This window comes from Candidatus Liberibacter americanus str. Sao Paulo, from assembly GCF_000496595.1.
GTDB lineage: Bacteria > Pseudomonadota > Alphaproteobacteria > Rhizobiales > Rhizobiaceae > Liberibacter > Liberibacter americanus.
This window is the reverse complement of sequence record NC_022793.1, coordinates 598,774-615,001: the sequence shown is the minus strand read 5'-3', so window position 1 is coordinate 615,001 and position 16,228 is coordinate 598,774. Positions and strand designations below refer to the sequence as shown.

Genomic DNA, 16,228 nt, shown 5'->3' with positions numbered 1-16,228 from the left:
ATAAGAAACAAGCTATTTATTAAAAAATAAAAATATAACAATTAATACATAATAGAAATCACCACACATTAAGATATAAATACTGTGTCAATATTCTTTAATATTTTATAATAACAGACAAAATTAACCTTTGTTTTCAATTAAAAACTATCACATAATCCTGCTGTAATTTTTTTTAGATAATATATAGGATATTTATATTAAAAATTTTCAATACAAATCACTTTAGAACATATCACATCACTGCTTTCACTAACATGTTTTACTGCATTCCGAACAAATAATTCCAACATGGGATGTGTTATAATAAAAACAGAACACTGTTGGGGATCTCTATCATCATGTGGACAAGTTAATATACGCCAAGAAACATTCTTTTCAGTTATTCTTGCAATAACTTTATCTAAAACACCATCAGCATTAAGTATCTTAAGACGAATAAAATATTCCTTTTCCTGTTCATGCATATTACTTAATTGTAAATTATCGGAAGAAGACATAGATCTTTCTAAAAACAATGATGAAGAACTTCTTAGATTAAATTTAGCAATATCACAAATATCACTTAATACTGCAGAAGCAGTTGGATTACCCCCCGCTCCAGAACCAATCATTACCAATTTTCCCAAAATATCCGTTTCAATTACCACTGCATTAGTTATTCCATCAACCAAAGCAATATCGGTATCTGACTTCAACATAACAGGGTATACTCTTCTTATGATACTACTACCTATGCGCTGGACACTCGCCAAAAGTTTGATACGATAACCAAAATTGGAAGCGGCATCAATATCATCAATAGTAATATCAGAAATTCCTTCATAATCTATGCCATCAATAGATGTATTTAAGCCAAAAGCTATTGCAGATAAAATTGATAATTTATGCGCTGAATCAGCCCCATTTATATCAAATTTTGAATTATCTTCAGCATAACCACATACTTTGGCCTCATGCAAACAATCGATAAAATTTAATCCCGTTTTTTCCATATGTGAAAGAATATAATTACAGGTTCCATTCAGTATTCCATAAATACGTGTAACTTCATTGCATGCTAAACAATCTTTTAAAACCTTGATTACAGGAATACCACCAGCAACTGATGCTTCAAAATTTAAAATAGCACCATTATTTTTAGCTATCAAAGCCAAATCTGTACCATAAGTAGCCAATAAGGCCTTGTTGGCGGTCACAACATGGATTCCTCGAGATAAAGCGGCCCGCACAGAATCGTAAGAAAAATAATCATCTCCACCAATTAACTCCACAAAAACATCGATTTCTGCTTTTTCTGCCATATCTAAAGGATCGTCAAACCATTCGATATTGACTATATCTACCCCCCTATCAATATTTCTATTACGCGCACTAACAGCAGAAATAACAATTAAAGAACCACATGAGATCCTAAGACGATCAACATTACTTCGGATCAGCTTTATTAATGAAGATCCTACTGTACCAAGACCTGCAACTCCAATTTTTAAAACGTCTTTCATATAATTAACTCAGTATTTAGGTCATTATTAGGCAATTAAACGAATACAAAATGATAAAATTAAAAAAAAACAGCATCAATATTAATCTGACATAAAAATTAAAAATCACATTAGTGTAAAAAATATTTATTTAAATTACCAGCATATTTCCCTAATAGAAACAAACTTTTATGACAATAAAAATAATAAGTAAAACTCTTGATTTTAAAATATTAACCTAAATTATACACTAATATTTCATTAATATGGAAAAAATACTATTTTTATGCAATTTATAGGATTATCATACTCCAATTATATCCAATCATATATTTAATTAAATCTAAAATATCCTAATATTATGCAATATATTACAATTACATCATAATCGTAAAATACAAGAAATTATCACTTATTCAAATTCAAAAAAAAATTAAAATCCATAATTACTTATGTAAAAAGTCGATCCTCTTTGGATCTAATATAATAAAATAATGGCTTATAAAGAATATCTATCAAAAAATTAAATCAGCAAATTAATTTGATACATCTGTTAATTTTTGCTGATTTAATCATTAATAATATAACTTATTATCTACAAAGAAACTCAATAAACATCTAATATATTTGACATATATAAACACTTGATATCTGTTATTTTCAATAATTAAATTTATATTTGATCAATATATAACAATAAAAATGAAAAGAAAATTCTTCCATTATACATAAAGATATATATAATAATGGATGATATGTATTATTATATAATCTATCAATAAATCCTATGTAGATAAATTATAAAGAAGATTAAACTATGTTTTTAAGTGTTCATAGATGTTGATTTATATAAGTTAAAAGAGACAGAAATCAATATGTGTTTATTAATTATCTTTTAACAGTCTTTTATAACGAGTAAAATATTTTATGTTATCATCTTTTTTATTGCAAAAAACAGAAGCCATTAATATTTACAAAGAAGAAGAAATTCAGGGAATACGCGAAGCCTGTAAATTGGCAGCAAGATGTCTCGATATTGTGACAACCATAATCAAACCAGGAACAACTACTGAAGAAATTGATGATTTTGTTTTCAATTTCGGCATAGAGAACAATGCAATACCTGCATCACTCAATTATAAAGGTTATAGAAAATCGTGTTGCACTTCCATTAATCACGTTGTATGCCACGGAATACCTTCAAATAAATCTTTACTTGAGGGAGATATTATTAATGTTGACGTAACCTATATTCTAAACGGATGGCACGGTGATACTAGCCGAATGTACCCTGTTGGGAAAATAAAACGAGCAGCAGAAAGGATTCTACAAGCAACTTATGAATCTCTTTATAAGGGAATAGAAGCAGTAAAGCCAAACGGAAAAATTTCAGATATAGGAAAAGCAATACAGGAATATGCACATAGTCAACGTTGCTCTGTTGTCAAAGATTTTTGTGGACATGGAATAGGTAAATCATTTCATGAAAAACCAGAAATTCTTCACTACTATGATCAATATTGCCTTAATGATATTAGTTTTCAAGAAGGTATGGTTTTTACGATAGAGCCAATGCTAAATTTGGGATCTCACAATGTCAAAGTATTATCAGATGGATGGACTGCTGTCACTCGAGATAAATCTTTATCAGCACAATATGAACATACAGTCGGGGTTACAAAAACAGGATGTGAAATTTTTACATCATCTCTAAATGGATTAGGTAAGCCATAATCCATACTCTATTTAATAAAAATATTTTATAATTAAAAGTTTTAATGATGATAAATTCTAACGCAAATCATTCAAATATGACTAAAATAGATCATATTGGACACCGTAAGCGTCTAAGAGATCGTTTCTTTAAAGTAGGAGAAGCTTCATTAGCAGATTATGAGATATTGGAATTAATACTTTTTAGACTTATTCCACGCAGAGATACTAAATCGGTAGCTAAAGCACTTCTAAAACGCTTTAATATATTAGGAGGTGTATTTGGAGCTCCAATAAATCTTTTGCAAGAAATTCAAGGAATTGGCAAAAATGTTGCACTTGATCTCAATTTAATATCAATAGCATCTCAAAGAATTTTAAAAGAAAAAATCATCAATGGAAAAGTCCTTGATTCTTGGCCAACTCTGATTGATTATTGCAAAGTGACACTAGCCCATGAAGAGCGCGAACAGTTTCGCATATTGTTCTTAAATAAGCGTAATATATTAATCGCAGACGAGTTACAAACCAAAGGAACAGTTGATCATACACCTGTATACATACGTGAAATTGTACGTCGCTGCTTAGAACTTTCTGCAACCGCTATAATCCTTGTTCATAACCATCCAAGCGGCAATCCAACACCTTCTAGCGCTGATATTGGAATGACTCAAAACATTATATCAGCACTTAATCATCTCAATATTGAAGTTCATGATCATATAATTGTCGGGAAAAATAATACTATAAGCTTTAAAGGATTACGAATAATTTGATTAGCTACTTAAATTAATTTATAGTTATATACAATACTTTAATTATAAGCAAAACTAACATTAAAAAGGTTTAGCATATCATGAAAAATACAATCACAATTAAAAAGATATTGATGGGTATATTAGCCATATTGGTTATATCTCTTATATCATTAGGAATATTTTTATATATAAGGCTCAATCACTCACAAAATTTCCATGTAGTAGAGCCTGGAGTTGTATACCGTTCTGCACAACCAGATGCTAAATTTATAAAGCACCTTTGGGATGAATATGGCATAAAATCTATCATAAATCTTCGCAATTTAAATGATAATATACTATATAAAGAGGAAGAAACTATTTCTAAAAAACTAGGAATAAAATTGATAAACTTCCCTATCTCAATACCTAAAGGATTGAATGAAAATGAGATAATAAAACTTATTACATTACTAAAAGAAACTCCTAAACCCCTTCTAATACATTGCAAATCCGGAGCAGACCGAGCAGGATTGGCATCCTATCTCTACCTATACTTTATATCAAAAGATCAAAAAGCAAATGCCGATAAACAACTTTCAATATTTTACGGCCATATACCATATTTCAAAACCCGCAAAATAGACGATGCTTTGGAAATAAGCAAGAATATAAAACTAAACTATATCCCCGCTCTATCAGAAACACAGAAGTAAATATAGATAATAAAAACTAATTTCTATATAGAAATTAGTTTTTATTAATAAGGATAATCATAAATATCATCGATTATTATAAGTAATATCAGGGGGCATATTTCAATCAAGATGACTTATTTGAATCTTCATCTTGAGAAAAATAATCGCTTATTCCATGAGGATTAGATAAAAACTGCTTCATACTTAATTTATTATCTACTATTTTTACTTCAGATATAAAATAATCAATGACCTTCTCCTCAAATATTGGAGCACGAATAGAATCTATGGCACTACTATTTTTCTGAAAATACTCAATCATTTGTTTTTCTCTTCCTGGAAAACGACGAAGATGTTGAGATATAGCTGACTTCATTTCATCATCTGTAACTTGTATACTTTGCTTTGAGCCAATTGTTCCCAAAACGATACCAGAACGAACACGACGATTTGCTAATATTTTATAATCTCGCAAATCCTCCTCTTTCAACACATCATTATCTTCAATATTTTGCCCAGAAGCACTAATTTCAGACTTAACATGTTGCAAAATACTATTATATTCAGCATTTACTAGAGATTCAGGAACATCAAACTGATACTTATTGTCTAAATAATCTAGGATCTGACGTTTGATTTTTTGTCGAGAGATCATTTCAATTCGATGATTAAGTTGCTTAGATACCATCTCTATCATCTTACTTTCTGATTCCAAACCTAGTCTAATTGCCAAATCATCATTAACGACAGCAGGATCAGCAAATTCGATTTTCTTTATAGAAAAGCTAAAGATAGCATTTTTCCCAGCCAAGCTCTCAACGTAATAATCATCAGGGAAAGAAAAATCAATTTTTTTACTATCACCAACTTTTGTCCCGACAAAAGAATCAGTTGATATAGAGAAAATATCGTCAGATCCTAAAATAAATTGAAAATTTTCTTTGGAATGATCTTTTAAAACCATATCATCCACTGCAATATTATAGTCTATAGTAATCCTATCACCGACAGAAGAAACTCCATCTTTTACCTCAAATGATCTATTATTTTCTGCAATTTCAAGAGCATGTTTATTAATTTCACTCTGATCAATATCACAAATTTCACGAGTTATTACTAAATCATCAAAAGGCTGTATCTCAATTTCAGGCATAACTTCATAAGATAAACTTAATTTTAAATCAACAGATCCCTGTAATAAAAGCGATAATACATCTTCTTGGCCGTCATTAATCACAATATTAGGCTGCATTGCAGCTCTATCATTTCTTTTTGATAGGATATCAGGGACTTTTTCTTTAATTGTTTCATCAACTATTTCAGATAGAATAGATTTTCCATACATGGATTTAATATGGGAAAGAGGAACTTTCCCTGGTCTAAAACCTTTAATATTAGCCTTACTCTTTATATCTTCAAGACGTTCATTAAAACTATCAATCAATTGATCTGATGATAAAATTATATCTAATTCTCTTTTTAGACCATCTGAAACATTTTCAATAACCTGCATATTTAATCCAATCCCCAATCAAACTATCAACCATATCGCCTATAAAAACAAATAATTTAAATAAGTCTCTAAAATGCGATCAAAAAACAACATTTATAATTTGCAAAAGTATAGTAAAATAACCTCCAAAGTATATATTAAAAAAATTACATAAGCTATAACTATGGTTTATAATACTCCAAATACATTATGAATAAAAAATCAAATGTTACACTTATATGCAAAAATAAAATTACATTTTATTATTTTTCAGAATAATAAGATAGAACTATCTAATAGTAAAAACTTATTAAGAGGAAAGCAACAAAGATATCCATATAAAAACATCAATTATTCATAAAGACATATACCGTTTTATAAAGATATAGAAGTTGTTAAACATTAATTAATGTTTAGTTCGATTAAAAGTCACAAATAAACTAAAATCATCTCCTCCTATCTTTCAAAATAATACTTTAATATAAATTCATCTTTTTGATTCTAAAAAAGGAGAAGGATGTCTTAATCTGCTTAAAGAATAAGATCTAACAATTACGACTAAAAACAATGAAACAATCATTAAAGTTCTATGGCGTACATCAACAGAACAATCAAATTTCAATAAAGTCCCTAACAAATTAACTCCACAAAAAATTTCTATACTACATATCAAAACGATAACCACTCCTGCTATTCTATAAAACGAAGTCATACCTCCAAGAATAACAAAAGATAAAACAATCAAAGATTCAGAATTATTAAAAAACTTTGGAGCAATAAATCCATGAGTAGTTGCGAATAAGGCACCACAAGCACCTGCTAATATAGAACTGACAATAAAGGCAGATAATTTTGCAGAAACAACATTTGTATTAAATTTGAAAAATGACTTGTGATTATCTCTAATATTTCTCAAAATACTTCCAGTATAGGAAGATCGAAATTTAGATATAATCCATACTGATAAAAAACATAAGGCCAACAATATGTAATATAAAAATATCTTAAAATACAACGATGAGTATGGCAAATTTAAAAAGCCCATAACTCTCTTAATCTTTAGTCCTAGAAACATCAAATGATCAGGAAGATAAATACCGCTTTTACCACCAGTCAATACTTTCTTTTGTGTCAGAAAGGTTTGAAAAATTTCAGTCATAGTAAATGTGATCAAAGCAAATAAATCACCCCGTAATATGAGAGAAGGAAGCCCTAAAATCACCCCAGATAGACCTGCAATTAATGCAGATATAGGCAACAACAATAATGGAGAAATATCATACCAAATGCCTAATATAGTATAAGAATATGCACCTACAGCATATGCAATAATATAATTAAGGCTTAGTAACCCAGTAGTGCCAACCAAAATACTCAGCCCCCATGCAAGAATTACATATATTAGAATATTAATCCCAACACCATCAATATATCGATAAGCTTTACTAGAGTTGAAAAAAGATACAACGGCAATAGGATATATCGCAAATAATGAATACCAAATATTATTAATGTTTTTTTTCAAAAATCTTACTTTAGGTATAAATAACGACATAATATTTTATTCCACTCCCTAGTATATAGTATATAAAACATCCATAGATATCTTATATAAAAAACAAGCACAATTTTTATTTAAAACTAATAATATTGCAAATTGAATCACTTGTTTATGGCATCCTTATATTTATATACCAGTATAACGAGAATTAATATACTCTTTAGGTTGGTTTTTTTCATAAAACAAATGAATAACACATATTATTTTATTATCACAACTAATATTAAAAGGTTATCTATAGTAAATATAAGTAGATGTAAGATGCATAATACAATGTAAGAAACATACTAAACAGTGATACACTTATTCTAGATATCTAAAAGCCAAATCATACATTAATTTGTTTAATTACACTATTATAAATTATTATCTAGAATTAATAAGAATTAAGTCAATCATCTCTAAATATGAGTATAAACGAAATGGAAAAATGTCAATTATCAATCAAAAAAATATTTTTTGTCAATTATAATAAAATAAGTCATATATTGTAAAAAATTTAATACATCTAATAAAACATGTGATTTTTCATAATTTTATAAATTTTTATATAAATAAATTAGTTCTTCATTAAACTTAATATTATAATATGTATATAAATAAAGAAGTAATAGGTATTTAGAGTTGATTTAGAGAGTATGATGACTGAAAGATTACAATCTTGTATAAAATATGTAATTGGACCAGATGGTAGCCCTCTTACTATAGCGAATCTTCCTCCGCCCAACACAAGACGTTGGGTTGTAAGAAGAAAGGCAGAAGTAGTAGCAGCAGTACAGGGCGGACTATTAAGCCTTGAAGAAGCATGTCAGATTTATAACCTTACTGTGGAAGAATTCCTTTCATGGCAATCATCTGTTACACAATACGGACTAGATGGACTACGCACAACTAGAATACAAAAATATAGATAAATTACATTTAATATATTACTCAATTCCAAAAGGTAATAATATACTTATAAATTATCAGTTGATAAAGTAGTAATTTCAAAATAGCACTTGTAAAATAAAGCTAATATGGTGTCACTTGAAAAATATTTAACAATCTATACAGATGCAATATGAGGTTCACTGTTGGATTTAATATTTTGCAAGTCATCTTCCAAACTTTCTTGCTTCGACAACAGATCTCTTATAGAAATTAAGAGGTTATCTACTCTTTGACGTGCAGATTTAGCAAAAATAGGATATGTAAAATGATCTTTATCATAAATTCCTGATTTTCTTTCTTCTATAGCAATTTGTTTTTCCAAATCATTTACTATACACTTAAACGACGAAATGGTAGCACGCAATTGTTGCAATTGACGTTGCTTATCCTTTAGATGAAAATCTTTCAAACGCTCTTTTTGCTCTTGCGATTCCATTATATATACTCCAATATACGATAAATATTTTTTCAATCAGGTATAGAATTATAAATATTTATAAATATTAAAAAAAATTAACACTAATCTCATATAAATGCATAAATAGTAACCTTTCATTTACGAGCATGGTTAATAATAGGGTTACAAAATTAAAAGGTGGTAAATAAAACTATTTTTAATGAAAATAAAGGATATAATTTATACTATGAGTGGATAAACAATACTAAAAAATAATTATCGGTTGTGAAGATATGAGTTTTTCTGTTTTGCAAAAAGATATGAAGACAGATTATAGGTTATAAAATAGTTATTCTTCCTTGCTAGTTTTTCAATCATTGAGCGAATTAGTCAGCCGATGACAAAAATGTCAGTTACGCTATAATATAATATAATATAATAAAGTTGACAGTGTAACTAGGTTGCAATTAAGGTGGTAAAATAAAGAGGGAGATTGTTAATGCGGGTTCTAATTATAGAAGATGATAGCGCCTTAGCACACAGTATAGAACTGATGCTGAAATCAGAAAATTTTAATGTCTATGTAACCAATCTAGGTGAAGAAGGCGTTGATTTGGGCAAGATTTACGATTACGATATAATCCTTCTTGATATCAATCTTCCAGATATATCCGGGTACGAAGTACTAAGAACATTAAGAGCAGCAAAAATTACTACTCCTGTTTGCATACTATCTGGTATGTCCAGTATAGATGATAAAGTAAGAGGACTAGAGTCAGGAGCAGATGATTACATAGGGAAACCTCTTAATAAAAGTGAGTTAGTAGCAAGAATACATGCTATCGTACGTAGATCTCGCGGACATGCTCAATCAGTAATTGTTACAGGTGATTTAGTAGTTAATCTTGATACCAAAAATGTAGAAGTTAAAGGACATAGAATCCATCTTACAGGAAAAGAATATCAAATGATGGAATTACTCTCCTTACGCAAGAACACTACATTGACAAAGGAAATGTTCCTAAATTATTTGTATGATGGTATGGATGAGCCAGAAGTGAAGATTATTGATGTGTTTATATGCAAACTGCGTAAGAAACTAAGCAGTGCTGCAGATGGTAAAAACCACATAGAAACTGTATGGGGTAGAGGCTATGTATTACGGGAATATGAAGTAAATAGCCAGTCACCAGAATATCTAGAACAAATAGCCTGAGATACATGCATAAAAATAAAATGGGGGGGGGGCAAGATCATTTGTTTCCCTCAATTTAATACAATGCTTAATACTTTGAAGGTACGAACTAACTATTTTAGTTTTTAATATATTAGATATTAAAATATGAATTTTAATGATATTTATAATTGCTGCATCTGAGGAATAGTCTTCATAGCAAATTTGAGGGTTTCTCGATTAAATGGCTTTAATAGAAAGCTATTTGCACCAGCTTTAGCTCCTGCTATCATCTTTTCAAAGTCAACTTCAACAAGCAAATAATAAATGAAAACATTAGCTCCCAAAGGCATTTTCCTTACATCTGCAATAAATTCCAAAACACCTTCTATAGATTCATCAATAATTATATAGTCTGGCAATGGCTCTTCAATAAAGAACTTTCTGGCATCATATAAATTAGAAAAATCAAAAGCAATAAAACCAAAATCACTAAAAAGCTTCCTACCAACCTTCCTAATAATATTAGAAGGATCAATCAGAAGAAGTCTTGGCATCAAATTAGCTCCTTATATAATCGCAATAATTATATTATCTCATATAATTCCTAAACTATCACTACTAATAAAGATTTAATTGAAATAATTATATATCAAACTTGTTTTTTTATTACTGCAGAAAATCTATTTTTTTTATCATCTATAATATGATGAAATAACTCTACATTACTTTCATAAGCTAATAACGCAGTGTAATAAAATTGCACATCGTATGAATCAATTTCATAATCCATATTTCCTGATATAATTTTAATAAATTTTTCAGGGAATTGAACCAAAACACCGCTTATTTCCAAAGAAAAAACATCCTCTTTAGCTGAATGTTCTATGTATATTCTTATATTACCAGTCTTAGGAAGAGAAACATACGCTATCATAAAAAGGTTTAATAATAGCTTAGCATTTTGTTTGGAAATGCTAACTTGACTACTTATCCAAGATATATCCACCTTATTATCAATAGAAACAAAATCTTTTATAATATCTTTTATTTCAGTTAGATTAAAGTTAGAGCTAGTATAACCAGGATGTCCAAAAGCCAATCTAGCAAACTTAAGACGACTTATAGCATGTTTAGAACTCATGCGAATTAATTGCATTGCCTCCTCTTCAATCCCAGCATCATCTAGTAATTCCAAACCGTTACTAATTGCACCTATTGGAGAAATTAAATCATGACAAATACGGCTACAAAGCAATGCAGAAAGATCTGCTGCAGAATGATTAAAACAAATATTTTTTATCACAGGTCATTTTTCCTAAAAAATTAATATCACATTTATTTTCTAAAATTTTTATCAATCTTATTAGAAAGTAATATGATATTACAATATAATTCTACTATAACTAGTATGATAACATTATATACATATATAAAAATAATATACGATATAAAAACAACCTTAAATATAACAATTATAATACTAAATTGTTATATTAATTATTTTATGATAAAAATAATATATTACCTATGATAGATATTAAAAATTATAAAATCTATAAAAATATGATTTGTATATTTATAAAATCATTGATACCTTAAATGGAAGGTAACCAATAAATTATTTAGTTGAGCTTAAATATTGTCCTATGATAAAAAAATAGAAGATAGTTTAAAAAAAGATATTGTAAAAAATATACATATCAGAATACAAAACATATCTAGAATATTATTATCTGAAGGATCGAATGCTATTTCAGAAAATGAAATTCGCGAACTAATGTATATCGTTGCCGCTAAAATGATAGCTTTAGCGGCTCTACGCGAAGGAAAGAAATCTCGTATTTTGCATATTTTTTCAAAAAACAAAAAGAAAATTAGCCAGCTTACAAAAATAACAATAAATGAAATAAACCTTCTGAGAAAACAATAAATCTTGGAAGAAAAAATCTATCAATATTATTAATAAGATATAGATAATAGATTATTTCTATGTTGTTCCAGAATAATTAGGGCTCTCAGTAGTAATCATAACATCGTGAACATGAGATTCTCTCAACCCAGCTGGAGATATACGAATAAAATTTGCTTTTTCCTGAAAATCAATGATATTTGAGGCCCCAACATAACCCATAGAAGATCTAATACCTCCCGACATCTGATGCAATACAGAAGCTAACGGCCCTTTATAAGGAACCCTACCTTCTATCCCCTCAGGTACTAATTTAGATTTATCAGTTACACAATCTTGAGAATACCGAGATGCAGATCCATGAGCCATAGCAGCGACAGATCCCATTCCCCTATAAGATTTGAAGGATCTCCCTTGAAACAGAACTATTTCTCCAGGACTTTCATCTGTACCAGCAAGTAAAGAACCTATCATAACAGATGATGCTCCCGCAGCAATTGCTTTAGCAATATCACCAGAAAACCTAATTCCTCCATCAGCAATAACCGAAACTCCCGCCTTTTTAGCTACATCATAAACCGACATAATAGCAGAAAGCTGTGGATATCCAACTCCTGTAACTATCCTAGTGGTACAAATAGATCCAGGACCTATACCAACTTTTATAATATCAGCACCAGCATCAATCAATGCCGAAGCTCCTTCAGCAGTAGCTATATTTCCAGCCATAACTAATACAGATGGGAAATTTTTCTTAATTAACTTTACTGCATCCAATACTTTCCTAGAGTGACCATGAGCGGTATCAACCACTAATAGATCAACGCCTACTTCAACTAGTGGACCTGCCCTTTCCTCCACATCTTTTGCAACAGATACAGCCGCTGCAACCCTCAGACGACCCTTACTATCTTTTGTTGCATGCGGATTAAGATGTGATTTTTCTATATCTTTAACAGTAATTAGACCTATACAACAATCTTCATCATCTACAACTAGTAATTTTTCAATTCGATGTTTATGTAGCAAAGACTTTGCTGTTTCAAGATCAACTGTTTTCTTAACAGTGATTAAATCTCGTGTCATTAACTCACCAACGATTTGGCTGGGATTAGAAGCAAAACGCACATCGCGATTAGTCAATATACCTACTAACTTTCCTAAATTAAGTGAATCACTATCAACTACAGGAATTCCAGATATACTATTATTTTTCATCAGAGACAAAGCCTCTGCTAAAGTAGCACGTGGTGATATGGTTACAGGATTAACAACCATACCACTTTCAAACTTTTTAACTTGATGGACTTGTGCAACCTGTTCAGCAGGAGATAAATTTCTATGTATTACACCTAAACCACCCGCCTGTGCCATCGCTATTGCTAAGCGATAATCAGTAACTTTATCCATAGCTGCTGATATAATAGGTAAATTCAGACTAAAATCCTCAGCTATTTTCGTGGATATATCTATATCATCTGGCAAAACATCAGAAAAAGCTGGCTGTAACAACACATCATCAAATGTTAATGCAACACATCCTATATTTGTTTCATTAATTCTTGCCACTAAAAACTCCCACTGAAAATCAACGCCTTATCTTAAATAGATAGGTATTTTATTAATATTTCTAAAAATAATCAATGGATTATAAATATTTTTCAAAAATTAAATCAAAAAAATAACATATTTATCAAATTAAAATATAAGATAGAAATAAATCAAGTAAAACAAACATTATAAAACAATAATAATTATTTAAAAATAACGTCCAAAAAATAAATACTAATAAAAACTATTGTTATCAACGTAATCAAAGAATGAAATAATAATCAATCCCAATTAAAAATATAGAAAATACTCTTTGAGAAGTAAATACATCTTATATATATCTAAGTAGAAAAATTATATAATATAATTACAACAATAATATTAGATATTATACTCTAATATAATCTTTATTAGAAATCCAAGTAATATTAGCAGCTATTTTTCTTTTAGTATTTTCAGAAGCTAGTATTTTAAGAGCATACCCCCTTCTTTTACTGTCAAATCTTATAATTTTAGCTTCTATATGTCCTATTTCATCAATAATAATAGTATAATTATTCCCAATTATAACGTCATCAAAAGCCTCTATTATAATATAAAGGCCTCCTGGAGACATCTCATGTATAATACACTTATATTCTTTATCACATAACAATAAAAAGCGGCCATTAAGATCTAATTTTACGCGTTGAAAAGCACGCTGATCTACAAATTGTAAATTATTAATTCCTAAGTACATAACAAAAAATCTCTAATATATTTAATATCCTAAAGTTTTATACTTTATTTATTAATAATCAATTACGGCTATATCTTTCTAAAATCACTCAAATCATGAATAATAAAAAATCAATTTATATATAAGAGATCTTCTTTTAGCATCTAGTGGCATAATATAATATCTTGAAAAGGATATATTTTATATAAAAAATTGGAAATATTTTTCAAATTCTGTAACTATATAATAAAAATTAACACTTATAAAAGCCACATAAACAGAAGAAATTTAAGACGATTTTTAAATCAATTCCCCCCATAGTTAATTTTAAAATCATACAATACAACATAAAACGTTTATTAGATTGATTATGATTTATTCATATTCATCTATTGAAAAGGCTTCCATTGCCTCCCTCATTAATCTTAAATATAAGAAAAAAGATAGTATTCAAAAACATTACTTTTAGTATATTTATCTTTTTAAAGATCATACCCTTAAATATAAATATTCTACCAATCAATTTTTTTATCTTTTGAATTGATTTTAAGCATGCAAATCAGGCTAACAAGTGCACAAATAGACAGATAAACACCTGAAGCAATCTTTGTCCCAGTTTTTTCAATAAGATATATACATACTGATGGAGATATTCCACCAAATATTCCCGCAGATATATTATGTGCTAAACTAAAGCCGATACATCTAACTCTAGTTGGTAATAATTCGCATACAATAGAATTGTATACTCCAAAAGACGCACCCAAAGGTATGCTTGTCAATAAAAAGGCTATTGATACAACATATAAGCTATTAAACGACATTAAATAAAATATTAAACCAGAAGCACTTGAAAATAATATTAATACAGGAATAATAATACGATTTCTGCCAATTTTATCAGATAATATCGCGAACATAATTGCAGATATTCCAAATACAACATCTACAACAATTCTAATTATACTTTTCATATCAAAACCAGATATAAAAACTGAAATGACAGAAGTATTGTAAAACATTACTAATGAATAAACAATGGCGTTTTGTGCTATCCCCAATCCAGTAGCTAGAAAAAATACGCTTTTATAATCACTTATTAACTCTGAAAATGGAGCTAGAGATAAGTTATTGTTTTTAGATTGAACTTTATATGCTAGACTATCATCTATACTATATCTCATTAAAAAACCTATTAAGCCAATAATAAAACAGAAAGATAAAAGTATTCGCCATCCCCAAATCTCATAATTATCGCCGGTTAATTTTTGACATAAATATATCATTATAAAACAAGAAATAGAGCCAATAGAACCACTAAAAGGCTTCATACTACCTAAAAATCCTAGATCTTTTTTATCCACAGAATTTTCTATTAAAAAAGCTGAGTTTACACCTGTCTCTCCACCAGCAGATATTCCTTGCATTATCCTACAAAAAAGCATTAATAGCGAAGAAAGAATACCTATCTCCTTAACACCTGGGATAAAAGCAATTGAAGTTGATACTAACGTTGCAATTGATATAGATATAAGCAAGGATTTTCTTCTGCCAAATCTATCTGCTATATAACCAAAAATAAATGCACCAACCGGCCTAAAAAAAAAGCCAATTGCAAAAACTAAAAGAAACTTGATTGTGTCTGCATAATAACTTTCTGAATAAAAGAAAACACTTTTAGTTATGTATGTTAACGACCCAAACAAAGTTACCTCATACCATATAACAATGTTGCAGATTATTCCTGATAGCAATGCTTTCTGTGTGTTATTCATAATTATCAATCCAATAGATAAATTTTATATTAAATACAACAAACACGATATGCACATATTTAATTATAAATCAATTTAATTTA

Annotated in this window: 15 protein-coding genes; 6 read left to right on the top strand and 9 right to left on the bottom strand. The window is 28.9% G+C overall.

Annotation, left to right across the window (positions count from 1 at the left end; all coding sequences use genetic code 11):
- Positions 1 to 200 precede the first annotated feature (200 nt).
- Positions 201 to 1,505 carry a homoserine dehydrogenase gene (locus LAM_RS02640; RefSeq protein WP_007557259.1) on the bottom strand — a complete coding sequence of 435 codons (1,305 nt, stop codon included), beginning with the start codon at positions 1,503 to 1,505 and terminating at the stop codon, positions 201 to 203.
- Positions 1,506 to 2,411: 906 nt separating this feature from the next.
- Here LAM_RS02640 and map point away from each other — a divergent pair.
- The 3 genes from map (at position 2,412) to LAM_RS02625 (ending at position 4,650) form a co-directional block, all read left to right on the top strand.
- Positions 2,412 to 3,218 carry a type I methionyl aminopeptidase gene (gene map, locus LAM_RS02635; RefSeq protein ID WP_007557260.1) on the top strand — a complete coding sequence of 269 codons (807 nt, stop codon included), beginning with the start codon at positions 2,412 to 2,414 and terminating at the stop codon, positions 3,216 to 3,218.
- A 47-nt stretch (positions 3,219 to 3,265) separates the two neighbouring features.
- Positions 3,266 to 3,973 carry a RadC family protein gene (gene radC / locus LAM_RS02630; protein WP_007557261.1) on the top strand — a complete coding sequence of 236 codons (708 nt, stop codon included), beginning with the start codon at positions 3,266 to 3,268 and terminating at the stop codon, positions 3,971 to 3,973.
- Between the two features lie 80 nt (positions 3,974 to 4,053).
- Positions 4,054 to 4,650: a dual specificity protein phosphatase family protein gene (locus tag LAM_RS02625; RefSeq protein WP_007557262.1), complete on the top strand. Its 597-nt coding sequence runs from the start codon at positions 4,054 to 4,056 to the stop codon at positions 4,648 to 4,650.
- Between the two features lie 106 nt (positions 4,651 to 4,756).
- Here the strand turns inward: LAM_RS02625 and tig are convergent, their stop codons facing one another.
- Positions 4,757 to 6,145, bottom strand: a complete 1,389-nt coding sequence (tig, locus tag LAM_RS02620) for a trigger factor (protein ID WP_023466270.1) — start codon at positions 6,143 to 6,145, stop codon at positions 4,757 to 4,759.
- 466 nt (positions 6,146 to 6,611) lie between these two features.
- Positions 6,612 to 7,679, bottom strand: a complete 1,068-nt coding sequence (locus tag LAM_RS02615) for a branched-chain amino acid ABC transporter permease (RefSeq protein ID WP_007557264.1) — start codon at positions 7,677 to 7,679, stop codon at positions 6,612 to 6,614.
- Positions 7,680 to 8,326: 647 nt separating this feature from the next.
- On the opposite strand from LAM_RS02615, the gene sciP reads away from it, so the two are divergent.
- Positions 8,327 to 8,599, top strand: a complete 273-nt coding sequence (gene sciP, locus LAM_RS02610; protein ID WP_007557265.1) for a CtrA inhibitor SciP — start codon at positions 8,327 to 8,329, stop codon at positions 8,597 to 8,599.
- A 134-nt stretch (positions 8,600 to 8,733) separates the two neighbouring features.
- Here sciP and LAM_RS02605 read toward each other — a convergent pair whose 3' ends face one another.
- Positions 8,734 to 9,054, bottom strand: coding sequence for a hypothetical protein (locus LAM_RS02605; protein ID WP_007557266.1), 321 nt, complete (start codon positions 9,052 to 9,054; stop codon positions 8,734 to 8,736).
- A 460-nt stretch (positions 9,055 to 9,514) separates the two neighbouring features.
- Between LAM_RS02605 and ctrA the strand changes: the two genes are divergently transcribed.
- A complete protein-coding gene (ctrA, locus tag LAM_RS02600; RefSeq protein WP_007557267.1) occupies positions 9,515 to 10,231 on the top strand; it encodes a response regulator transcription factor CtrA in 717 nt (238 codons plus the stop codon).
- A 143-nt stretch (positions 10,232 to 10,374) separates the two neighbouring features.
- Here the strand turns inward: ctrA and LAM_RS02595 are convergent, their stop codons facing one another.
- Together LAM_RS02595 and LAM_RS02590 are read right to left on the bottom strand one after the other, a co-directional pair.
- Positions 10,375 to 10,746: a response regulator gene (locus LAM_RS02595; protein ID WP_007557268.1), complete on the bottom strand. Its 372-nt coding sequence runs from the start codon at positions 10,744 to 10,746 to the stop codon at positions 10,375 to 10,377.
- Between the two features lie 95 nt (positions 10,747 to 10,841).
- Positions 10,842 to 11,495 (bottom strand): histidine phosphotransferase family protein, encoded by a 654-nt coding sequence (locus tag LAM_RS02590; protein ID WP_007557269.1) that lies wholly within the window; start codon positions 11,493 to 11,495, stop codon positions 10,842 to 10,844.
- A gap of 336 nt (positions 11,496 to 11,831) precedes the next feature.
- Here LAM_RS02590 and LAM_RS02585 point away from each other — a divergent pair, with 336 nt between their 5' ends.
- On the top strand, positions 11,832 to 12,122 hold the full coding sequence (locus tag LAM_RS02585) for a hypothetical protein (RefSeq protein ID WP_007557270.1): 291 nt from the start codon (positions 11,832 to 11,834) through the stop codon (positions 12,120 to 12,122).
- A gap of 57 nt (positions 12,123 to 12,179) precedes the next feature.
- Here LAM_RS02585 and guaB read toward each other — a convergent pair whose 3' ends face one another.
- The 3 genes from guaB to LAM_RS02570 all read right to left on the bottom strand — a co-directional run bounded on the left by guaB (position 12,180) and on the right by LAM_RS02570 (position 16,145).
- Positions 12,180 to 13,670: an IMP dehydrogenase gene (gene guaB, locus LAM_RS02580; RefSeq protein ID WP_007557271.1), complete on the bottom strand. Its 1,491-nt coding sequence runs from the start codon at positions 13,668 to 13,670 to the stop codon at positions 12,180 to 12,182.
- A gap of 370 nt (positions 13,671 to 14,040) precedes the next feature.
- Entirely contained in the window at positions 14,041 to 14,391 is a 351-nt protein-coding gene (locus LAM_RS02575; protein ID WP_007557272.1) for a PilZ domain-containing protein, read from the bottom strand.
- Between the two features lie 491 nt (positions 14,392 to 14,882).
- Positions 14,883 to 16,145 carry an MFS transporter gene (locus LAM_RS02570; protein WP_007557273.1) on the bottom strand — a complete coding sequence of 421 codons (1,263 nt, stop codon included), beginning with the start codon at positions 16,143 to 16,145 and terminating at the stop codon, positions 14,883 to 14,885.
- Positions 16,146 to 16,228 lie beyond the last annotated feature (83 nt).